18 protein-coding genes and 1 riboswitch are annotated in these 21,344 nt (G+C 36.6%); of the genes, 10 read left to right on the top strand and 8 right to left on the bottom strand.

What is annotated here, in order from left to right:
• The first annotated feature begins 1 nt into the window (after position 1).
• Positions 2–580 (top strand): hypothetical protein, encoded by a 579-nt coding sequence (locus tag ACPDG9_RS05290; RefSeq protein WP_430526717.1) that lies wholly within the window; start codon positions 2–4, stop codon positions 578–580.
• A 31-nt stretch (positions 581–611) separates the two neighbouring features.
• Here the strand turns inward: ACPDG9_RS05290 and ACPDG9_RS05285 are convergent, their stop codons facing one another.
• Positions 612–1,355: a hypothetical protein gene (locus ACPDG9_RS05285; RefSeq protein WP_430526716.1), complete on the bottom strand. Its 744-nt coding sequence runs from the start codon at positions 1,353–1,355 to the stop codon at positions 612–614.
• Positions 1,356–1,821: 466 nt separating this feature from the next.
• Between ACPDG9_RS05285 and ACPDG9_RS05280 the strand changes: the two genes are divergently transcribed.
• A complete protein-coding gene (locus ACPDG9_RS05280) occupies positions 1,822–3,213 on the top strand; it encodes an RtcB family protein (RefSeq protein WP_430526715.1) in 1,392 nt (463 codons plus the stop codon).
• A 1-nt stretch (position 3,214) separates the two neighbouring features.
• The gene (gene prfH, locus ACPDG9_RS05275; protein ID WP_430526714.1) at positions 3,215–3,847 is read left to right on the top strand and encodes a peptide chain release factor H; all 633 of its coding nucleotides are present in this window, start codon (positions 3,215–3,217) and stop codon (positions 3,845–3,847) included.
• 10 nt (positions 3,848–3,857) lie between these two features.
• On the opposite strand, the gene ACPDG9_RS05270 is transcribed toward prfH, so the two are convergent.
• Together ACPDG9_RS05270 and prmA are read right to left on the bottom strand one after the other, a co-directional pair.
• A complete protein-coding gene (locus tag ACPDG9_RS05270; protein WP_430526713.1) occupies positions 3,858–4,133 on the bottom strand; it encodes an ATP-dependent Clp protease adaptor ClpS in 276 nt (91 codons plus the stop codon).
• A gap of 21 nt (positions 4,134–4,154) precedes the next feature.
• The gene (gene prmA / locus ACPDG9_RS05265) at positions 4,155–4,988 is read right to left on the bottom strand and encodes a 50S ribosomal protein L11 methyltransferase (protein WP_430526712.1); all 834 of its coding nucleotides are present in this window, start codon (positions 4,986–4,988) and stop codon (positions 4,155–4,157) included.
• A 120-nt stretch (positions 4,989–5,108) separates the two neighbouring features.
• Here prmA and ACPDG9_RS05260 point away from each other — a divergent pair, with 120 nt between their 5' ends.
• Complete coding sequence (locus ACPDG9_RS05260) at positions 5,109–6,332, top strand: porin (RefSeq protein ID WP_430526711.1); 1,224 nt, start codon at positions 5,109–5,111, stop codon at positions 6,330–6,332.
• A 136-nt stretch (positions 6,333–6,468) separates the two neighbouring features.
• Positions 6,469–6,957 (top strand): hypothetical protein, encoded by a 489-nt coding sequence (locus tag ACPDG9_RS05255; RefSeq protein WP_430526710.1) that lies wholly within the window; start codon positions 6,469–6,471, stop codon positions 6,955–6,957.
• 261 nt (positions 6,958–7,218) lie between these two features.
• On the opposite strand, the gene ACPDG9_RS05250 is transcribed toward ACPDG9_RS05255, so the two are convergent.
• The 4 genes from ACPDG9_RS05250 to ACPDG9_RS05235 all read right to left on the bottom strand — a co-directional run bounded on the left by ACPDG9_RS05250 (position 7,219) and on the right by ACPDG9_RS05235 (position 11,308).
• Complete coding sequence (locus ACPDG9_RS05250; protein WP_430526709.1) at positions 7,219–8,232, bottom strand: hypothetical protein; 1,014 nt, start codon at positions 8,230–8,232, stop codon at positions 7,219–7,221.
• Between the two features lie 268 nt (positions 8,233–8,500).
• Entirely contained in the window at positions 8,501–8,731 is a 231-nt protein-coding gene (locus tag ACPDG9_RS05245; RefSeq protein ID WP_182647779.1) for a hypothetical protein, read from the bottom strand.
• A gap of 81 nt (positions 8,732–8,812) precedes the next feature.
• Positions 8,813–9,976 carry a diaminopimelate decarboxylase gene (gene lysA, locus ACPDG9_RS05240; RefSeq protein ID WP_430526708.1) on the bottom strand — a complete coding sequence of 388 codons (1,164 nt, stop codon included), beginning with the start codon at positions 9,974–9,976 and terminating at the stop codon, positions 8,813–8,815.
• A 12-nt stretch (positions 9,977–9,988) separates the two neighbouring features.
• On the bottom strand, positions 9,989–11,308 hold the full coding sequence (locus ACPDG9_RS05235) for an aspartate kinase (RefSeq protein ID WP_430526707.1): 1,320 nt from the start codon (positions 11,306–11,308) through the stop codon (positions 9,989–9,991).
• A gap of 521 nt (positions 11,309–11,829) precedes the next feature.
• Between ACPDG9_RS05235 and ACPDG9_RS05230 the strand changes: the two genes are divergently transcribed.
• The 5 genes from ACPDG9_RS05230 to ACPDG9_RS05210 all read left to right on the top strand — a co-directional run bounded on the left by ACPDG9_RS05230 (position 11,830) and on the right by ACPDG9_RS05210 (position 19,703).
• Positions 11,830–13,581, top strand: a complete 1,752-nt coding sequence (locus tag ACPDG9_RS05230) for an ABC transporter ATP-binding protein (protein WP_430526706.1) — start codon at positions 11,830–11,832, stop codon at positions 13,579–13,581.
• Positions 13,582–13,655: 74 nt separating this feature from the next.
• A complete protein-coding gene (locus tag ACPDG9_RS05225) occupies positions 13,656–14,021 on the top strand; it encodes a PUR family DNA/RNA-binding protein (RefSeq protein WP_430526705.1) in 366 nt (121 codons plus the stop codon).
• Between the two features lie 61 nt (positions 14,022–14,082).
• Positions 14,083–14,143: riboswitch (Fluoride riboswitch) on the top strand.
• 29 nt (positions 14,144–14,172) lie between these two features.
• Complete coding sequence (locus ACPDG9_RS05220; protein ID WP_430526704.1) at positions 14,173–15,390, top strand: chloride channel protein; 1,218 nt, start codon at positions 14,173–14,175, stop codon at positions 15,388–15,390.
• A 326-nt stretch (positions 15,391–15,716) separates the two neighbouring features.
• Entirely contained in the window at positions 15,717–17,270 is a 1,554-nt protein-coding gene (locus ACPDG9_RS05215; protein WP_430526703.1) for an FMN-binding glutamate synthase family protein, read from the top strand.
• A gap of 735 nt (positions 17,271–18,005) precedes the next feature.
• Positions 18,006–19,703, top strand: coding sequence for a tetratricopeptide repeat protein (locus ACPDG9_RS05210; RefSeq protein WP_430526702.1), 1,698 nt, complete (start codon positions 18,006–18,008; stop codon positions 19,701–19,703).
• A 560-nt stretch (positions 19,704–20,263) separates the two neighbouring features.
• Here the strand turns inward: ACPDG9_RS05210 and ACPDG9_RS05205 are convergent.
• On the bottom strand, positions 20,264–21,202 hold the full coding sequence (locus ACPDG9_RS05205) for a pyridoxal-phosphate dependent enzyme (protein ID WP_430526701.1): 939 nt from the start codon (positions 21,200–21,202) through the stop codon (positions 20,264–20,266).
• Between the last annotated feature and the right edge of the window lie 142 nt (positions 21,203–21,344).

Below are 21,344 nucleotides of genomic sequence, written 5' to 3'. Positions count from 1 at the left end.
CATGAAGATTGGACTAGTAGGAGAAGCTCCTAATGATACTAAATCAATTGAAAATATTTTAAAGAAGAAATATATTGATTTAGAATTTGTTGAGCTGTTAAAGAACAAATTCACAGGTGCATCTTTAGAAAACAAAGGAGCTAAAACAGCACTGCGAATAGAATGTATTAGTCATAAACCCGATATTGTAGTTTTTACAAGAGATCTTGACGGTCTTATGACTAAAGAATACAGAGAAAAGAGATTGCAGAGAAAATCGTATTATAACGATTTCAAAGGGTGTACTCAAGTAAAGAAAACTCTTTTTTTACTTCATGTATGGGAAATAGAGGCCTTAATTTTAGCCGATATCAATGCTTTTAATACCTATTACAACACAAAAGCTACTTTTGACGGTGACCCTATGCTAATTAAAGAACCTAAAGAACTTTTGACAACGTATTACAAGAAATACAGTGAATCAGATAATAGTAAAATCTTCCTTCATTCTGATTTTAAGCAGTTACATCAAAACTGTGAATACTTCAAAAAATTCATTGATGATTTCGATAAATTATTAGAACAGGACATAAATCCATAAAAAAGAGCTTGAAAAATCAAGCTCTTTTTTTTTATTTCAATTCTACTTTATACTCTAATACCTTGGGATTTTCGATAACATCTGACATTTTAAATTCTTTGACAAACGATTTACCATCTTGTGAAATCATCGCATCTTGGTAAGATACTGATTTTATCGGTTGTTCGAAACTCACTTTAATTCTGTACGTGAACATCGCAGCCATCTGTCCCATCTCTCCTAAACTCTTTGCTGCATCTTCTGGTTTAACACTAATCGTGCGTTGTAATGTTTTTTTCTTCCAATTGTATTTCGACTGCTTGACAAACTCAGGTGCATCTAATTTCTTTCCATTTCCCTCACCTAACGTTCTTAATTCTTCCAAATTCGCCAAAGAGGTATTGAGATCCGAAGCACTTTTAGCGATAACTTTCAATCCAATATTTCCGATGGAATCATTCATCATCACGCGCACTCTTAAATTTTCTGTTTTTTTGAGTAAATCAGGATTAGCTTTGAGAATACTGTCTTTCGCTTGCTCTGGATTCTTGCTTTCTAACAGGCTAATATCCAATAATTGTCCTACAGATAATTCTTCTCCATTAATTAAGTCTAACGCTTGTTTTACATCTCCTGACATACTGTTCGCATTAGGCATTGTTTGTAGCAATTCCGAGAAATCCATATCCATGGCATACGTTATTGCTCCATCTTTTTTTACGGTCACCTCTTCAGTTGTTACACATGACTGAAACATAAAGCCCATGACAACTGCTAATCCTATTAACTTTTTCATTGTGAATATTTTTTACAAAAATAGACAAATCTTATCAACAGCCCACTTTTCCTTTCGCGATTCTCTATTTGATTTCTTTTTATCCTCTCATTTTTATTTTTTTAGCAACCAAACCCCTACTCTAAAAATAAAAACTCATTTTTAGTTGATTATATCAAAAATATTTTGCAAAATTTGCATTCAAATAAGTTTAACACCTAAAAAACGAAGACAAAATGTTTGTACTAAATTCTACATCGGCATTGTTCACACCAGCACAGGTTGCATGGGTGTATCTTCGTGGTACTTCACTGTAGTAAATTAGATTACTTGATATAGAAAAAGCCCGAAGATGTAAATTCGGGCTTTTTTTTGTTTATTCCGGACCCTTTACAGAAAACCCGAATTGACGCGTTGGTCGAACGCCAACAAGATTCACGCAACTCCTATTTGCGAGTTGCCTTTATAGTCAATTAAACAAAAAATCATGGGAAGGAAACTTTCAGGAAAAGACCTCATTCAATTAGGTTTTCCACAGAATAATACCCTAAATATTGCTTTAGGTACCATTAGTCGTTACAAGAAAAAAGAAAACAAAGACGCTATACTTAGAGAAGCAAAACAAGTGTTACAAAACCCCGAAACCTATTTAGGAGATGGTATTTGGGGAAAAGTAGCAGAAAGTATGATCAAACAAGTTGAGATCAAAAGACAGGAGCTAACACATACACGTGCACCTTTCTCCATTTTTGGAGCAGATGCCATCGACGAACAGACCAAGTATCAATTATATACTGCACTAAAGCTACCCGTTGCAACAGCGGGTGCTTTAATGCCTGATGCGCATTATGGTTATGGACTACCAATAGGTGGTGTACTAGCCACAAACAATGCCGTCATTCCCTATGGAGTTGGCGTAGATATCGGATGTAGGATGAGTTTGTCTGTATTTAATTTACCGGCAAACTTCCTCAAAGGAAAAGATCATCAGTTGATGAATATCCTAGCGGATCACACCAAATTTGGGATGTACGAAACCCATCAAAACAAAGTGGATCACGACGTATTCTATCGCGATGCGTTTAAGGACATTCCCTTTGTAAAAGGATTGTTAGACAAGGCGTATAAACAATTAGGGACTTCGGGAAGTGGCAATCACTTTGTAGAGATTGGCGTAGTGCATTTAACAGAAACCAAGCCCGAATGGAAATTAGAACCGGGTAGTTATATCGCGGTGCTATCCCATAGTGGCTCGAGAGGTTTAGGTGCAAACATTGCCAAACACTACACCTATTTAGCGACTAAACAATGTCCGTTACCAAGTAATGCACAACATTTGGCTTGGTTAGATCTCGATACACACGATGGACAAGAATATTGGTTGGCCATGAATTTGGCAGGAGATTACGCCAAAGCTTGTCACGATGATATTCATCGACGCATAGCCAAAGCTTTGGGTAAACAAATTGCGTTTACGATTGAAAATCACCACAACTTTGCGTGGAAAGAAGTGATCCATGGACAAGAACTCGTTGTGCATCGAAAAGGAGCTACCCCCGCTGCAGAAGGTCAGTTGGGAATTATTCCTGGATCCATGACAACGCCTGGTTTTATCGTCGAAGGCTTGGGAAATGAAGCGAGTTTGAATTCAGCATCCCATGGAGCAGGTCGCTTGCATTCAAGAAATGCATGTAAGAGCAAATTCACTAAAAGCGATATTAAAGCAGCTTTAAAAACGGCAGGCGTACAGCTCCTCGGAGGTAGTGTAGATGAAGCCCCAATGGCATACAAAGACATTCACACTGTTATGCAAGCACAAGAAGATTTAGTACGAACCCTAGGTACATTTACGCCTAAATTTGTACGCATGGATAAGTAAGATGAAAAGGATCATACAAATTACCTCAGGAAGAGGTCCCGCAGAATGTTCATTTGCTGTAACTCGAATTGCTGCTATTGTCGTAAAAGAAGCAAACCAACAACAGCTAACAGCCACTTATCAAGAACGGGCAAGCTGCGATTCAGACTCCATTTTTATAGCAATCAATGGCGAGGACGAGCGCAAACTTGCTGTTTTCTTGCAATCCTGGCTCGGGAGTATACAGTGGATCTGTCCGAGTCCTTTTCGCCCAAAGCACAAGCGAAAAAACTGGTTTATTGGAATTTTTCAAAGCGAAGAACCTAAAAAAAGGAAAAGTTTAGCAGAACAAGATTTATCCTATCAGGCGATTCGCAGTTCGGGTGCAGGAGGACAACACGTTAATAAAGTCAGTTCTGCTGTACGCGTGACACATCTTCCTACAGGTTTACAAGTAACCGCTATGGATAGCCGATCACAACATCAGAACAAGAAAGTAGCCCGTGCGAGATTGGAAGAAAAGATAGAGCAGTTCAACGAATCTGCCAAAGAACAGCAGGAGAGAAACACTTGGTTAAACCAAATGCAGATCGCAAGAGGAAATCCCATCAGAGTATTTGTGGGACCTCACTTTAAACAAAAAGGGAGCCTATAGCTCCCTTTTTTTATTGTATTTCTGCACTCAATCCTGCGTCTAACAGTTGTAGGCATTGTGGTTTTAATTTTTTAAACTCACCCGTCTTCACCGTACACTTTCCAGTATAATGAACTAAAATAGCACATTGTTCTGCTTGTTCTGCAGTATGGTCACACACTTTGATTAACGTATCTATCACGTGATCAAACGTATTGACATCATCGTTATACAAGATGATTTCACTCTGACTGTCGAGCAACTCCGCTACATCAATTTTTTCTTCAACTATTTCTTTTGTACTCATACTATTCGTATTTTAATATGACTAACGCTTTTTAAACTTCAAAGATACCCAATTATTTTTTTCTAATTGATTTTCAAAGGTTAAACCTTTTTCTTCAGCAGCTTTTTTGATGCTAGATACATCTTCTGTGTAGAATCCACTGAAGTAAATCTCTGCCTGTTCCTTCATAGTTTGGATATAGCGATCCATATCATTCAACAAAATATTGCGATTGATATTCGCTAATACAACATCGTATTTCGGTTCTTGAGCTAAAATAGATGCATCCCCTTCAAATACTTCAACAGTGGCACAAGCATTGCGCTCTGCATTTTCGATAGAATTTAAATAGCACCAATTGTCAATATCAATAGCATCTACGTGTTTTGCACCACGCATTGCAGCTAAAATTGCCAAAATAGCCGTTCCACATCCCATATCCAACACAACCTTATCTTGCATATCGTTGGTTAAAATTTGACGTACCATCATATAAGTTGTTTCATGATGACCTGTTCCAAAACTCATCTTAGGTTCAATGACAATATCGTATTGTGCCTGCGTTTTTTCGTGAAAAGGCGCGCGAATATAGCAAATCCCATCTACATCAATTGGATCAAAATTCTTTTCCCATTCCTCATTCCAATTTACCTGTTCAATTTCTTCTTTTCGATAAGTGATGGTAAATTGATCTGATTGCAAAATGAAAATATCCTCCAAAATATCCTCTGTCCACAAGTCTTGCTGTACATAAGCACTAACGCCTAGGGCTGTTTCTTCAAAACTCTCAAATGCTTTTTCACCTAATTCTGCGATAAGAATCTCTACACCAGGCACCAAAGGCTCTACGGTAAAATGATATCCAATATATGACATGCTGTTTTCTTTACTATCTTTAATTAACCATTTAATAACATTAAACTTACATTTCGATAACAACGATATAAATGCGGAAACAAAACTAATCTTATTTTTGCAAACTCAACACACGAACACATGAAAAAGATCTATTTATTAATATTGACGTTACTTTCATTTAACGCAATAGCACAGAAGATTGAAACTGAAAACAACGATGTTAAACTTGCTCAATTGCCTTACTACAATTTTGGTAAAGGAGTTGGAATAACATCCGCAGACAGTATTTTTCAATTAAACTTGCGTTTTCGCATGCAAAACCGTTTAACCTTCATGGAAAATGATGGAGGAAAAACAAAATATGAGGGCGAGATTAGACGTTTGCGTTTGCGTTTCGACGGTTATGTAGGAAACCCTAAATTCTTATACGTTATCCAGTTGTCATTTGCTCCAAAAGACATGGGTAAAACAGTAGAAGGAGAATCAGTAAACATCATTCGAGATGCTGCAATGACTTATCGTCCAAATGAGAATTGGAGTTTTATTTTCGGACAAACTAAACTACCTGGAAATAGACAGCGCATCAACTCATCAGGAGCCTTGCAATTAACGGATCGCTCGATTAATAACGCTAAATTTAACATCGATCGCGATTTTGGTATTCAGGCATATTATCATCAAGAGCGCAAAGACAAGTTTGGCTATGTTATTAAAACGGCCGTATCTACAGGACGAGGAAGAAATTTCCAAGGTTCTGAAAGCGATAGTTATGCCTTAACAGGTCGTGTAGAATTGTTTCCAATGGGAAGTTTTAAAAACAATGGAGCGTACTTCGAAGGTGATATTGCTCGAGAGGCTAAACCCAAATTACTACTTGCTGGAACATTTTCACACAATAACAATGCTGAAAACTCACAAGGACAAACAGGAACAAAACTCTATGAACCTAGAAACCTCAATTCTTTTATGGCTGACGCCATCTTAAAATACAATGGTTGGGCGGGAATGGTTTCCTTTATGAATAGAAATGTAGACGATGCAATCACGTATCAACCACAACTAGACGGATCAAAAAGCAGTAGTTATGTTTTTGCAGGTCATGGAATGGATTATCAATTGAGCTACATCTTGCCAAGTAATTACGAATTTATCGGCCGTGTTTCTACTCAAAAAATGAAAACACAACTCCATGAACAATTAAACTTACCCAACACAACTCAGTACACCCTAGGTGTTACAAAGTACCTATGGGAACACGCTTTTAAGCTACAAGCAGAAGTTAGTTATGATCAATTAGACTTCTATCAAGGAGCAGGTAAAAATAACTGGTATTTTAGAATGCAATTTGAAATTGGAATCTAAACCTTATAATTTCATCACAGCTATCTTGTTTTTATAAACAAAAAAGCAACAGCTTTTACAAATTCATAAAAAAAAATACAATATACTACTATTTTTTAGTTATATTTATAGGAGTAACAATCTTAACTAATTAGCTATGAATAGATTATTTTATTATTTCGGCATTATACTAGTTGGAGTCGGCACGATGGGATGTCAAGACAAAACTGCCTCCTCCACTCCTACTGAGGTAGAAACGAGCACGCCTGTAGATCAAGTTAAACTTGATTCAGCGATAGAAGAATATGAATTAATCAAACAAGACATATTAGATAAGCTAAATGAGACCGTTCAACGAGAGAAACTCACTTCTGTAGAAAATATCATGCGTTTGTATGCACCAGAAGATACCCAGGCAGAGGGAAAATACAGCTATGATATTACGGTTTTACAAATGTCTGATACCTCTGTTACATTAGTAACCTTAGTAGAAGAGGGAATAAACGATGATTCAGTAAAAGCAAAAAAAGTAGTGATGACTGTTAATTTAAAAGAGGGACAGTACCACGTCACAAAAATCAAACAGAGTTATCAATGCTGGGAAGGTCGAGGTCATACCAATTGGAATTCGAGCCCTTGCAGTTAAGAAATAAAAAAAAGTCGTGAGTGAATCACGACTTTTTTTTATTATCTTAAACTAAAAGCCGAGCTTATTTCCTTTTAATCAAGGTTGAGCTTATTGTGTAGCTCACTAAAAAAGAAATCAATAAAGCGACATAAAACAACCAATCTTTATAAAAACAATGCCCAGATGCTATGACTAATTTTATGCTATTTTTAAAGTAAAAAGAAAATAAAAATAATAAGGTTCCTACTGTAACAAAAACATATTTCATGGTATTTTAAATTATTTTATCGTAATTCTAACTTTACTATTCAAAGAGACTCTTTGTAAATCGCTGAGGGAATTCTGAATTTCATTACGTATAATTTCTTCCTGAGAAGGGCTCATTTGAGAACGAATAACTTTGGGGTAATTCATTCCCTTATATCTTGGATCAATAGGGTCAATAGTCCCCAAGAGTACACAATTTCCAGAACCACTTCCTCCTTGTGTTTGAGTAAAACAATCCACACTAGCCCATAGAAATCCTCCTAACATACCCGTACTCGCTCCCGCAGCACCTACAAAAACTGCTCCACCTACAGCACCTACTGTAGTCCCTATTATAGGTACAACAACAGTACCTCCACCTGCTCCGGCAATAGCGCCTGTAATAGCACCTCCTATAGCCCCTTCAACTAAACCTCTAGCTATTGGAGCACCACCATTTTGTGTCATACAGTCTAACCAACTCGTATATTTTGGATTTGAACCAAACAAAGATTTTCGAGGATTTGCATTCTTGGTAAAATTATACTGAAGAAGAAGAAAATCTATATTTGCCTCAAACGATGCAAATATGGGATTCAATACTTCATAATCGCTAAGTGTCAAATCTTTATTATTGATAAACTTACTTTTTTCAGTATCGAAAACTTCTTTCAATGTCTTGATTTCTGTATTGAAAATAGAACTATACAAATTTGATAAAACCACAGATACTTCCTTTGAAAAGTTGAAATTATATTGAATTTCAATATCTACTATTTTGTCGTTAATACTATTTTCATCAGAAAAAAGTCCTTTAGCATGTGCTTCAAAAAACGATCTTTCTAATTGATCAATATTTTCCAGCCAATTACTTTGGGCATACTGATAAAAAACTTCTTTTAAATCTACATAACTGTAGCTCATAAGATCGGGAGTAACTAAATCATTTTGCTCCGATTTACTAAATTCTTGTTTAGAGTCATCGTCAATTTTATTACAGGACAATAAAGCAATAGTGGAAAAGGTTAATAGAATAATTTTTTTCATAATAAATAAATTAGATTAATGTTTTACATTAAATTAAAACATTTTAATTAATTTCTAATAAAAAATCATATTTATTTTAAATAAAATACAATAAGCATAAAAATAAAATGATTTTTACTTGTTTTTTACAATAATCAAACAATAATCTATTTAACACTACGAAGTCCTTGCCAATAAGAAAGATCAAAAATTTACTTGCGCAATAGAAGTAGAAGTTCAAAGAGGAGAAATAAAAAAAGTCGTGATTGAATCACGACTTTTTTTATGCTTATTCTGCTTTAGGTTGCTCTTCGTCCCTTTTAGCAATATTCATATTTGGAAATTTCTTTTGAATAGATTGTAAAGCAAACTCATTAATCTCATTCATCGCTTCTGGTGAAGGTAGTTTTAATGTTTCTGCATTGTGTTTTAATACTTCTTCTAATAAGATTTGTGTTCTTAACAATTGAAAGTTTAAATCGATTAATTCTCCTGCTACGTCGATATCTCCTAATTTCATTTTTCTTGGGATTAAATTAAAGTTCTATTTTTATTACAATCAAATTTAACAAAGAATTTCTAATAACAACTACAAAAGATTTTATTCTTTAAAATAATAATGCAGTGGTTGTCTCAAATTGTAACGAGAGGACATTACTTCACCATAAGCTCCTGCAGAACGAATAGCAATCAAGTCACCTCGAGTCAATTTAGGCAATGCCACATTTTTCCCAAAACAATCACTACTTTCGCAAATAGGCCCCACAACATCGTAGTGTATTCGTTGTTCGCCTTGAGATTCTTCTGCAGTTAGGCACTCTATCTTATGATAGGCTTGGTACAAAGCGGGACGCAGCAATTCGGTCATACCAGCATCGAGAATCGCAAAGTTTTTTTCCAAGCCATTTTTGATATACAAAACACGGCTGATCAAACTACCACAAGTTGCAACGAGCGACCTTCCCAGCTCAAAGTGTACTTGTTGTCCCTTTTTAGGGGTTAAAAATTGATTAAAGATCCCAAAAAAAGCCTCAAAATCGACGATGGGATCACCCGTAGGATCCGTATAATTCACTCCTACTCCACCTCCAACATTAAGTATAGGTACTGTAATTCCCCGTTCGATAAACCACGCATTCCATTCATTTACTTTTAAACACAACCGCTTAAACACATTCCAATCCGTAATTTGAGATCCTACGTGAAAATGCAATCCTACCAAGTTTAAAGCCGCTGCATGCGTGTTTATCCAAGTAAGACAATCCTCCAATTCATGCATCATAATCCCAAATTTATTTTCGTCTAAACCCGTGGTTATATAATGATGCGTTTGCGCATCAATATTGGGATTGATACGCAACGCTACACGAGCTTGCGTTTTCATCTCTTCTGCAAGAGAACCAATCACTTTTAACTCATCAAGTGATTCAACATTAAACGCTAAAATTTGTTGTGCTAAAGCGATTCGAATTTCTTTATCCGTCTTGCCAACTCCTGCAAACACAATATTTTTTGCCGTAAACCCATGAGCAATAGCACGTTCAATTTCCAATCCACTCACACAATCCGCCCCTAATCCCTGTTGACTAATTTCCTGCAAAATTCGCGGGTTGTTATTTGCTTTTACAGCATAGTGAATGTGGTATCCCCAGCGATCAGCTGCTTGTTTTGCACAAGTAATTGTCTCCCTTAACAAAGGCAAATCATAATAATACAATGGAGTTTCCTCCCTTTTTACCTGTTCTACTATATCGGTTAAACTCATACTTTTTCTACTTTAAAATAATCGATGGTGTAAAGCGCGTAAAGCTTCTACTTTGTACGTTGACGGAAGTAATAAAGAAATATTGTGTTCACTACCTCCATAGGAAATCATGCGGATTGGAATATGCTTAACCGCTTCGGAAACCAAAGTTGCATACCCCTTTTTATTGCGTTTAAAATCGCCTACAATACAGACAATGGATTGATTTTCGTCGACATCAACAGAGCCAAAGTGATTTAATTCATTCACAATAGCATTTAAATTTGTCGTGCTATCTATCGTCAGTGATACAGCAACCTCAGAAGTTGTGATCATATCGATTGGTGTTTTATAGCGCTCGAAAACCTCAAAAACACGCCTTAGAAATCCGTAAGCTAACAACATTCGAGACGAGTGAATGCGAATCGCTGTAATATTATCTTTTGCTGCAACAGCGACAATCTCGTCTGCATGATCAAAACGAGAGGATATTAAGGTTCCCGTTGCCTCAATATTCATCGTATCGAGTAGACGAACAGGAACATTCGCCTTTTGAGCAGGAAACACACTTTGAGGATGCAATATTTTCGCACCAAAATAAGCCAATTCCGCTGCCTCATCGAAACTCAAATTAGCAATTGGTTTTGTTTGAGCTACATAGCGAGGATCATTATTGTGAAAACCGTCTATATCTGTCCAAATTTGAATCTCTTCTACCGCTAACGCTGCTCCAATCAAAGAAGCCGTATAGTCTGACCCTCCTCTTCTCAAATTATCTACTTCACCAAAAGCATTTCTACAAATATACCCTTGTGTAATAAAAACCGTATCCGATTCATGTTTGGCTAGCAACTGCCCTAAATGATCCTGTATGTAAGACAAATCGGGCTCATTATCTTCACTCATACGCATAAAGTCCAAGGCAGGCAGTAAAACACTTGCTACACCTATTTCTTGTAAATAATAATGAAATAAAGTGGTTGATAAAAGTTCTCCTTGTGCTAAGACTAAGCGCTCCTCAACAGAAGTAAACAAATCGTTGCCCAAATCATCTACAAAACAAAAATGGCGATCAACAACCTCTTGTCCCTGACCCCTACCCCTAGGCGTAGAAAAAAGTTCGGTTACAAAAACGTCATACGTGTGTTTTAAACCTTGTAGGAGCTTCCGCGCTTCTGCTATATTTCCGTTTACATACTGATGGGCAATATCCACTAATGCATTTGTCGTTCCTGCTACTGCAGAAAGAACAATCACCCGTTTATCTGTGGCTTGCGATTGAATAATTGGCCATAATCCTTTAAATCGCGCTGGACTTCCGACAGAAGTTCCTCCAAATTTTAAAACTTTCATCCTCGTTATTTTTCATAAAAAAAGGGGTTGTCTTCGCGACAAACCCCTTGTTATTTTAAATTACTTATAAAAAAAGGACCTTGCTCACGACCATTGGCGTAAGTACATCTTCTTTCCTTTTTTTATAATGAATACACTCATTTCTGTTCTATATTGTTGTAACAAATATATTTAGTTTTTATTCTACTTTCATTTTATTAGTAAATTATTAACTAAGAGTTATATTACTTTTAACAAACAGAATACCTTGTTCGACTGAAAGGAAGAAATCACAAAGAAAGGGAGGTTCACCGAACACTTGAGCCAAATAATAACACCTGGAGATAAAGAAGAAAGAGGTTCTAAACAAGGGCTTCCACTATAAAAATAAGAAAACAAGATTTTCATTTTTTACTTTTGTCTCAACCTTTTCCCCAAGAAAAAAGAATAATAGTTTATATTTGTCCATCACTTTTTAAAAGAAGAAAAAAGGCATTTAAACCCTTATTTTTTCTTACTTTGCAAGACTAGACAAACAAACTATGCGTGCTTTACAATCCTTAAATAAATATTTTTTCAAGTATAAATATCACTTTTTAACGGGTGTTATTATAACCATTGTCGCCCAAATATTTACGCTTTACACCCCTAAATTAGTTGGAGACTCTATCCGTATCTTGGAGCAACTTACTGCTTTTGACAAAGAAAAAGTAACAGCGTTGTTGTTATCCAACATTTTTTGGATTTTAGTCACAACACTTATTGCGGGATTCTTGACTTTTTTAATGCGACAAACCCTCATTGTTATGTCTCGTCACATTGAGTTTGACCTAAAGAACGATGTTTTTAAGCACTATGAAATTCTAACTCAAAGTTTTTACAAACAGAATCGCACGGGTGATTTGATGAATCGCATCAGTGAAGACGTTGGAAAAGTGCGACAGTATGTAGGTCCAGCGGTGATGTACTCTATCAATACACTTATTCGATTTGCCGTAGTACTAACCCAAATGTACATTATTTCGCCACAATTAACACTATATTCGTTGTTGCCGTTGCCGTTGTTGGGTTACTTTATCTTTAAACTCAGTCGACAAATCAACGAGCGCAGCTTAATTTTCCAACAGAATTTATCCGTTTTATCGACCTTTACGCAAGAGATTTTTTCAGGTATGCGCGTGATCAAGGCCTATGCCATAGAGAATAAAAAAGTAGAAGAATTTGAAGTATTAACAGAGAGCAGCAAAGAAAAATCGTTAAAACTAGCGAAGACTGGCGCGCTGATTGGTCCTCTAATGATTTTGCTCATTGGATTGAGCAACTTGATTGTTATTACCATAGGATCCATATTATACTTCAATGGCAAGCTACCCGACATCGGTGTAATTGCACAATTCATCCTCTATATCAATATGTTAACTTGGCCTGTTGCCTCCTTGGGATGGATTTCTTCCATGATTCAAGAAGCGGAGGCTTCCCAAAAGCGCATTAATGAGTTCTTAGAAGTACAACCTGAGATTTTCAACACCAATCCCAATCCAACAGAAATAAAGGGCAATATTGTTTTTGACCGCGTTTCTTTTACCTATTCTGACACGGGGATTGTTGCCTTACAAGATGTTTCATTTTCATTAAAACAAGGAGAAACTTTAGCTATTTTGGGTAAAACAGGTTCAGGAAAGAGTACCTTACTTTCTTTAATTAGTCGAATGTATACAATTGACGAGGGACAAATTTACTTTGACCAAACGCCAATTAAAGATTGTAATCTTCGTGATTTAAGAAAAAATGTAGCTGTTGTACCACAGGATTCCTTTTTATTTTCCGATACCATCAGCAATAATATACGCTTTGGAAAAGAAGATGCAACCATAGAAGAGATTGTGGAAGCGGCTAAGAAGGCTGTAGTTCATCACAATATTGAACAATTTGAACACGGCTATGAAACCGTATTAGGCGAACGTGGCTTAACCTTATCAGGTGGACAAAAACAACGCGTTTCCATTGCTCGTGCCTTGATTAAAGACGCGCCAATTCTCTTGCTTGACGATGCCTTATCCGCCGTAGATACAGAAACGGAAGAGCGCATTTTAAAGCACTTAGAACAACACAGCAAACACATTACAACACTTATTGTAACCCACCGTATCTCCTCCGCAAAAAATGCAGACAAGATAATTGTGCTGGATCAAGGTAGAATAATTCAAGAGGGAACACACGAAAGTTTGATCAATCAAGAAGGATATTATGCGGAGTTACATGAAAAACAATTGAAAGAAAAAGAAATAGTGTAAAAAGTTGGTTTATTAGGATTTTTTTTAGACTTTTGAAAGCTATATATACAAATCAATTAATTGATAGAAGGATTATGAGAGATAACGAAATGTTAGAAAAAGAAGAGATTTTCTCTAAAGTATTGAGAGCTGGTAGAAGAACTTATTTCTTTGATGTAAGAGCTACAAAGGCGGATGATTACTACATAACCGTAACTGAAAGCAAAAAATTCACAGAAGACGACGGATCATTTCACTTTAAAAAACACAAGATCTACTTATATAAAGAGGATTTCACTGCCTTTAAAGAGATCTTAGATGAAATGACAGAGTATGTTGTTAATCACAAAGGAGAAGAAGTTATTTCTGAAAGACACCAAAAGGATTTCAAAAAAGAATATCAAAAAGAAGAGTCTGATTCTTTGAACAATTTTACAGATGTAGAATTTGATGACATTTAATCAACGCTAAAAAATATAAAGTTCAACTCGCTGAGTTGGACTTTTTTTTTATCTTTGTCCTATCATAATAGGCAATGATGTCTGCCTTGAACCGCCTTGTAGCTGATGACGTCTAGTATACTATAGTTTAACTAATCTATACTGCGTCGTTATGAATACAGTTCAAAAAACAAAAAAGTATCTTTTTTACCCATCAAATAAGCCCTTACTTTGGCTTGCATTGAGCCTAGTTCTAGGTATTTTAATAGGTACATCCGCAGCAATTTTCCTTTCTGTTCTCGAATACGTAACACAAGTGCGTATCCATCAACCTATGCTTTTATGGGGTTTACCGCTTGGGGGATTATTCGTTGGTGGTCTTTATCACTATTTTGGAGGTACGGCAAATAAGGGAAATAATTTACTGATCCAAGAATACCACCATCCTGTTGAAAGAATTCCCTTAAAAATGGCTCCTTTCGTTTTGCTTGGTACGTGGATTACCCATCTATTTGGAGGATCTGCAGGAAGAGAGGGAACAGCGGTGCAAATGGGTGGTGCAATTGCCGATCAGTTTAGCCGACTCTTTCCACTTGATGCGGCCGATCGACAAGCGTTATTACTTATGGGAATTGCCGGTGGTTTTGCTGCCGTTTTTGGCACACCGCTGGCAGGAATGTTATTTGCCTTGGAGCTAATGGTCGTGGGACGAAGTAAATACAACTATATCCTTCCTTTATTTCTCACAGCTATTGTTTCTCATCTGGTTTGTATCTCTTGGGGCATTACCCACACGGTGTATAGCGTCGAACATATTCCGTCACTCACACCACTTACTTTGATTAAGGTGAGTTTGGCAGGTATCCTATTTGGTTGGACTGCCGTCTTGTTTATCAAAGCAACGGATGCTGTATCCCATATAGCCACAACTAGAATTGCCTTTCCTCCCTTGCGTCCATTTTTTGGGGGCCTACTAGTTATAGCCTTGTTTTACAGCTTTCAAGACACGCGATTTCTAGGTTTAGGCGTGGAAACTATAGTAGATGCATTCACAACCCCCCAAGATTATTCCGTTTTTCTGCTCAAAATTATATTCACAGCGATCACCTTAGGCGCAGGCTTTAAAGGGGGAGAAGTTACTCCCTTGTTCTTCATTGGTGCAACTTTAGGGAGCTTTTTAGCTGTTTACCTCCAATTGCCCCTTGGTTTTGTCGCGAGTTTAGGTTTTGTTGCCGTGTTTACAGGAGCGACCAAAACACCTTTAGCGTGTATATTCATGGCAGGCGAATTATTTGGTGCTGAAGTACTTATCTATGCTGGCTTAGCCTGTTTATTCGCCTACTTGAGCAGCGGAAAACACAGCATCTACAAATTTCAATTATACCTATAAAACACGTAATCCTCCCTCTATTATATTAAAAAACAAGAGCAAAGATTACATTTTAAACAGTTATTAACCAAAATACGTAAAAATCCACTATCCTTATCCAGTAAAATTATCATATTAGCATTTTTACAGCCGAATACTGTCAAAATAATAATTATAAAAATCTTTTAAATTCAAAATCTTTACTACCTTTGCTTTCGATAGAAGTGATTTTATTTTCTGTTTATTTTTAAACTAAAAAAGTGAGGAATCACAACCTATTCACCCTATTTTTAAACCATTAACATTACAAACTAGACAACAAAAAGATTGCACTAAATTTTAGATTTATGTTTCACAAAAAGTTTTTTAATCGATTCACATTTGGCCAATTGACCATTACATTAGTTGTGATATACGTATTGTACGCTATAACAACTTTTGTACTTACCCAATCAACAGCTAGCATCGTTAATCTTATAATCTCAGGAATCCTTACATATTTAACGATCTATGATTTACTTCAAAGTAAACATACGATTCGTAGAAACTACCCCTTATTTGCCCGTTTTAGATACATGTTTGAATCTATTCGTCCAGAGATGCGTCAATATTTTTGGGAGGGAGAATTAGATGGAAAACCATTTAACCGTCGTGAGCGTTCAATTGTTTACCAAAGAGCGAAAAATGAGAAGCAAACGGTTTCATTTGGTATGCAAGATGATCCAAACCGCATTGGTTACGAATGGGCTGCTCACTCAGTATACCCGAAACACGTATCGGATACTAACTTCAGAACTTTAATTGGAGGTGAAGATTGTAAACAACCGTACAGTGCGAGTATTTACAATATTAGTGCGATGAGTTATGGTGCATTAAGTAAAAAAGCCATTACTGCTTTAAATGAAGGAGCTAAGATTGGTGGTTTTGCACATAACACAGGTGAAGGAGGAATCAGTCAATACCACCGTTCAGGAGGAGATTTAATTTGGCAAATTGGTACAGGATACTTCGGTTGTCGCGATGAAAAAGGATTCTTCAGTGAGCCCTTATTCGAAGAGCGTTCCAACTATCCTGAGGTAAAAATGATCGAGTTAAAACTTTCTCAAGGAGCAAAGCCAGGACACGGAGGTTTATTACCTGCGGAAAAAAACACCGTAGAAATTGCTGGAATTAGAAGTATTACTCCTCATACAACGGTTCATTCTCCGTCAGGACACACTGCATTTAGCAACCCAACTGAACTTGTTCAATTCTTAGCTAAACTTCGCTTGTTGTCTAACGGAAAACCAGTAGGATTTAAAATCTGTATTGGTCGTAGAGATGAGTTTTTAGCAATTGTCGACGCAATGAAACAAACGGGTATCACACCAGACTTCATTACCATTGACGGTGCTGAAGGTGGTACAGGAGCTGCTCCATTAGAGTTTATCGATTATATGGGTATGGCTTTAAATGACGCTTTGGTATTTGCCAACAAAACATTGATAGAAAATGGTTTAAGAGGGAAAATTAGACTTTTAGCTTCAGGTAGAATTATTTCTGCTTTTGACATTGCTAAAGCAATTGCCCTTGGAGCTGATGCATGTTACAGTGCGCGTGGTATGATGTTTGCTTTAGGTTGTATTCAAGCTTTACAGTGTGACAGTGGACATTGTCCTGTAGGTATTGCAACACAAGATGAAACACTTTACAAGGCTTTAGATGTAACAGACAAGAGAATGCGTGTTGCGAACTTCCATAAAAACACAATGAAGGCTCTAGGAGAATTCATCAGTGCTGTTGGATACGAGAAACCTAGTGAGATCGATCCTAGAACGTTCCACAAACGCGTAGATCACGGCGTAAACAAAAGCTTCCAAGAAATGTATTTTGGAGAATTGGATACACGTAAAAAAGCATAAGTACACAAACCTATCGAAATAAAAAAGGTCAGCTATCGCTGACCTTTTTCTTTCCCAAAAAATACTCCTTCAATTGGTTAGAATGGAATGAGTATCCAAAACAATTAAAACAAAAAAATTTATTAAAAACCAATACTCAAGCTTCACTGCAAAGCTTATAAGTAATTTCCTTTTTCATTTTCTTTCAAAAATCAGGCGACAATGTCTATATCATCGCCTGAGTACTCTTTAAAATTAATAAACCTCGAAAGGTCCCCTTCCTTGTATTCTTTCCTTGCAATGATGACTAATGGTTCAACATCACAAGGAAGAGAATTAGGATTCATACAATATAGTTAGTTGGTTGGTAAATGCTCTTTATTCCGTTCCTTCTCCTTTGTTGTGATCCTTGTTTATACTCCCACAACAACGCTTGCCTTAAAACGCTCCCAAGGTCTGTTTCTTCCTTATACAGCAGGTATCCTCCTGTTTACTGTGGAACTCTTCTACCTGTAAACACTGTTCCCCTTACGCTGTGCTAAACACTCCCTACTTCTATCGCTTTATACTGCCTTATACATTAAATGAAGAACGTCTCTATTTGTGATTCTACTGCCGCAGGATACTTTTATCTACTCCCTGAAACAAATTCTTAAGCAAAGTAAAACATTCTGTTAAAAAAGACACTATATTTGGGGTGGACATCGAGGTGGACATAAGGGTGGACATCTGAAAATTTAACTTTTCTCTTTATTTATGAAAAAAACATTATTTATTCTCATACTTGCACTAATGTTCTCTTGTTCTAAACAAACAGAACACACTTCGAATCAAATCAATCTTTTCCTTGCAGAATTAAATAAAGTAGATGATTTAATTAAATTAGAAGAAGTCCTTTTAAGTAAATCTCCTAAAGAATTGGAGCTAACTAAAAGCATATACAATGTCATTGTAAAAGTTAAACGCGCACAAATTAAAGCTAAAGAGCTTGGCGCCTTTAATGAACAAACGACCTTGCTTTTTAAGGAAGTAGAAGAACAGCTAGAAGCCATTGATTTTCCCAATCTCAAACACTGGGCATACACCCAAATTGGCTTTTACTACTACAACTACAATCACTATATTGAATCCGCCAATTACTACAGTGAAGTTGCCTTTATCTTAGATAACCACCCCGAACAGATCACCATTCAATCAACCGACATCTACAGAAAAATCGGTTTTTTCTACGGAACAATAGGCAAATACAAGCAGGGAATTACCTATCTAACCAAAGCGCTACAACTCACAACCAAAGACAACATCAACTATACCAGCCTCTTAAATGCTATTGGAAATTTCGCTATCAAAGACAAACAAGAAGCCTTAGCCTACCCCTATTTAATACAAGCGAAGAATTTATCTGAAAGTCAAGGCGATCTCTTGCGCTATGCTAAAGTACTAGGTGATCTAGCCATGATTGAAAACAACAAGCAAAATTGGGAAAAAGCCATCAGTTATTTAGAAGAAGACATTGCCTTGTCAAAAAAAGTAGACGACAAGAAGAATACGATGTATGCATTGATCTCCCTTGCTCAAGTGTACTGGGACAAAAACGATGTACCTTTAGCTAAGAAAAATGCCTTAGAAGCCTTCACCTATGCCCAAAGTTTAAACTATGTCAAAGGCTTTGAATATGAAATTATGGAGCTACTATTGGAGATCTCTATTGCCGAAAAGGATGAAAAAAGAGAGCTCCTCTATCGTCGTCACCTCACAACACTCCATGAATACATCAATGAAACCGAAGGAGAAAAAGCGATTGATCAAATCAATTGGGATGCAGAAATAGAGCTCATCAACTTACAAATTGACGCACAGCGTTATCACTATGAGAAAATTAATTATCAGCGCTTGCTTTTCATTTCCCTCTCTTTTTCCTTGGGGTGTATTCTAGTTTTTGTGTACCGTATTTACCGAAAACAGCTCTCTAAACAAGCCTTTCTATATGAATCAAACATTCTCAAAATTGAACAAGAAATGGCTGAATCCGAAAAGAGATGGCAAGACACCAATCACTCGCTAGATTCCTATAAAGAATACTTAGCAGAAAAAACAAAACAAATTAACATCTTAGAAGTCGAATTAAATAAACTCAAAGACTCAACAAGCGTAAAGTCACAAACGGAGCGAATGAAATTAGAGCAAACGATTTCTTCGCATTTAATGACAGATGAAAGCTGGATGATCTTCAAAAAAACCTTTCAAACGGAACAAAGTGAATATTTTGAAAAACTTATGGAACAATTTCCCGATCTAACAGATTCCAATCTGCGCGTTATCTTGTTGCAAAAATTAAACCTAACCAATCAGGAAACCGCTAATATTTTAGGCATTACAATTGACGCAGTCAAAAAAACAAAACAACGACTCAAGAAAAAATACCATACTTCGTATGATCAATTGTTTGGTTAATGGATGATTGTCGTTTTTCGATTATCAAGGAACAACATACAACCAACAAATCACAACAGGAAGTGACCACAGATAGCCTTTAGAGCAGTCATCATCGATATGAGTCAAATATACCTCCATGGTGAGTCCATAGTGAGTCTATTAAAAACAATCTTTTAATGGACTCACTATGGACTCACCATGGACTCACTATGGACTCATCCCCTACAAAGTATAGCTCGTCCTACTACAACTGTACAGCTATAGTTCATAATCCCACTTAGTACTGTACATTTTTTAGTAGTCCTTTTATTCGTGTAGCAGTCGTTGTTTTTGTTTATTAGTCTTGTACTAATTCTTCCATCTCTTAGTTAGAACACCACTCTTTACGTGAGCTTGATGATTTGCAGTTAACCTATTACAACTATCATGAGGTGTCACGTTTTTACAAAGTATTTAAGGATGTTCAAACCGTTAACGGTTAACGGTTAATCAATAAACAAAAAACACCAAACAAAAAAACCACCCCTACAAAGGAATGGTTTATTTATCATTGAATATCTTCTGTTAACCGTTAACGGTTAATCAAACGGCAAATTATCTAAATCGACATTACCGCCAGACAAGATAATACCTACTTTTTTACCTTCAAACAAGGGACGTTCTTTGATTAGAACGGCGAGTGCCACGGCACTACTTGGTTCAACGACAATTTTCATTCGCTGCCAAATGAGTCGCATTGCGCTGACTATTTCATTTTCACGAACGCGAATAATCGCTTTTACCCCTTCCTTAATGATAGGAAAGTTCACATCCCCTAATTGCGTACGCAAGCCATCTGCTATGGTATCTACTGAGAGATTTGATTCAATCGTACCACTTGCTAAAGAGCGAAAGGCATCATCTACTTCATAGGGTTCGCCCGCGTATACTTCAATCCCCTCTTTACCATAGGTTTGAGCAGCTAAAATCGTACCCGCCAATAATCCACCACCACCAACAGGAACGATTAACGCATCTAAATCGGGGTGAATTTCCAACAATTCTTTGGTTGCGGTACTATTCCCAATAATCACATTCATTTCATTCGATGGATGGATAAAGGTAGCACCTGTTTCTTCAATCACTTGATTGCATACACGTTCTCGAGATTCCATTGTTGGCGCACATTCTACAATTTCTCCACCATACATCACCACTGCGTCTCTTTTTACATGCGGTGCATTAAAGGGCATTACGATATAGCATTTCACACCAAACGTACGAGCAGCGAGTGCGAGTGCTTGTGCAAAATTACCGGAGGAATGTGTAACGACTCCTTTTTCCCTTTGTGCTTCAGTAAGATGTAAAACAGCATTCGTTGCTCCTCTCATTTTAAAGGCACCTGCGCGTTGAAAGTTTTCACATTTAAAATACAAATCACTACCTAAAAAGTTTTCAATATGCCCAGATTCCATGATAGGAGTATGGTGTACATACGGTTTTATTTTTTCGTAACACGTATTGATTTTCTCTTTCATAACTAAAAATAGGTTTGATGAACTCATCCTGACTGTTTTGATTGAAGTGAAAATTAGCTATTTTGAGTCTGATTAAAGGCATTTTTAAGTTGCATAGCAGGGCTACGGAATGAAAAAATGGAGAAAAGCAGACTCAGAAGAG

The organism is Myroides sp. C6-3, assembly GCF_050522425.1.
Taxonomy (GTDB): domain Bacteria; phylum Bacteroidota; class Bacteroidia; order Flavobacteriales; family Flavobacteriaceae; genus Flavobacterium.
This window is presented reverse-complemented; position numbering and strand designations above follow the sequence as displayed.

Coding starts and splice junctions, on each gene's coding strand:
- ACPDG9_RS05280 (WP_430526715.1), top strand. CDS start 1,822: ATGGGAAGGAAACTTTCAGGAAAAGACCTCATTCAATTAGGTTTTCCA.
- ACPDG9_RS05260 (WP_430526711.1), top strand. CDS start 5,109: ATGAAAAAGATCTATTTATTAATATTGACGTTACTTTCATTTAACGCA.
- ACPDG9_RS05270 (WP_430526713.1), bottom strand. CDS start 4,133: ATGAGTACAAAAGAAATAGTTGAAGAAAAAATTGATGTAGCGGAGTTG.
- ACPDG9_RS05290 (WP_430526717.1), top strand. CDS start 2: ATGAAGATTGGACTAGTAGGAGAAGCTCCTAATGATACTAAATCAATT.
- ACPDG9_RS05205 (WP_430526701.1), bottom strand. CDS start 21,202: ATGAAAGAGAAAATCAATACGTGTTACGAAAAAATAAAACCGTATGTA.
- ACPDG9_RS05285 (WP_430526716.1), bottom strand. CDS start 1,355: ATGAAAAAGTTAATAGGATTAGCAGTTGTCATGGGCTTTATGTTTCAG.
- ACPDG9_RS05225 (WP_430526705.1), top strand. CDS start 13,656: ATGAGAGATAACGAAATGTTAGAAAAAGAAGAGATTTTCTCTAAAGTA.
- ACPDG9_RS05215 (WP_430526703.1), top strand. CDS start 15,717: ATGTTTCACAAAAAGTTTTTTAATCGATTCACATTTGGCCAATTGACC.
- ACPDG9_RS05230 (WP_430526706.1), top strand. CDS start 11,830: ATGCGTGCTTTACAATCCTTAAATAAATATTTTTTCAAGTATAAATAT.
- prmA (WP_430526712.1), bottom strand. CDS start 4,988: ATGTCATATATTGGATATCATTTTACCGTAGAGCCTTTGGTGCCTGGT.
- ACPDG9_RS05255 (WP_430526710.1), top strand. CDS start 6,469: ATGAATAGATTATTTTATTATTTCGGCATTATACTAGTTGGAGTCGGC.
- ACPDG9_RS05250 (WP_430526709.1), bottom strand. CDS start 8,232: ATGAAAAAAATTATTCTATTAACCTTTTCCACTATTGCTTTATTGTCC.
- lysA (WP_430526708.1), bottom strand. CDS start 9,976: ATGAGTTTAACCGATATAGTAGAACAGGTAAAAAGGGAGGAAACTCCA.
- ACPDG9_RS05220 (WP_430526704.1), top strand. CDS start 14,173: ATGAATACAGTTCAAAAAACAAAAAAGTATCTTTTTTACCCATCAAAT.
- prfH (WP_430526714.1), top strand. CDS start 3,215: ATGAAAAGGATCATACAAATTACCTCAGGAAGAGGTCCCGCAGAATGT.
- ACPDG9_RS05210 (WP_430526702.1), top strand. CDS start 18,006: ATGAAAAAAACATTATTTATTCTCATACTTGCACTAATGTTCTCTTGT.
- ACPDG9_RS05235 (WP_430526707.1), bottom strand. CDS start 11,308: ATGAAAGTTTTAAAATTTGGAGGAACTTCTGTCGGAAGTCCAGCGCGA.
- ACPDG9_RS05245 (WP_182647779.1), bottom strand. CDS start 8,731: ATGAAATTAGGAGATATCGACGTAGCAGGAGAATTAATCGATTTAAAC.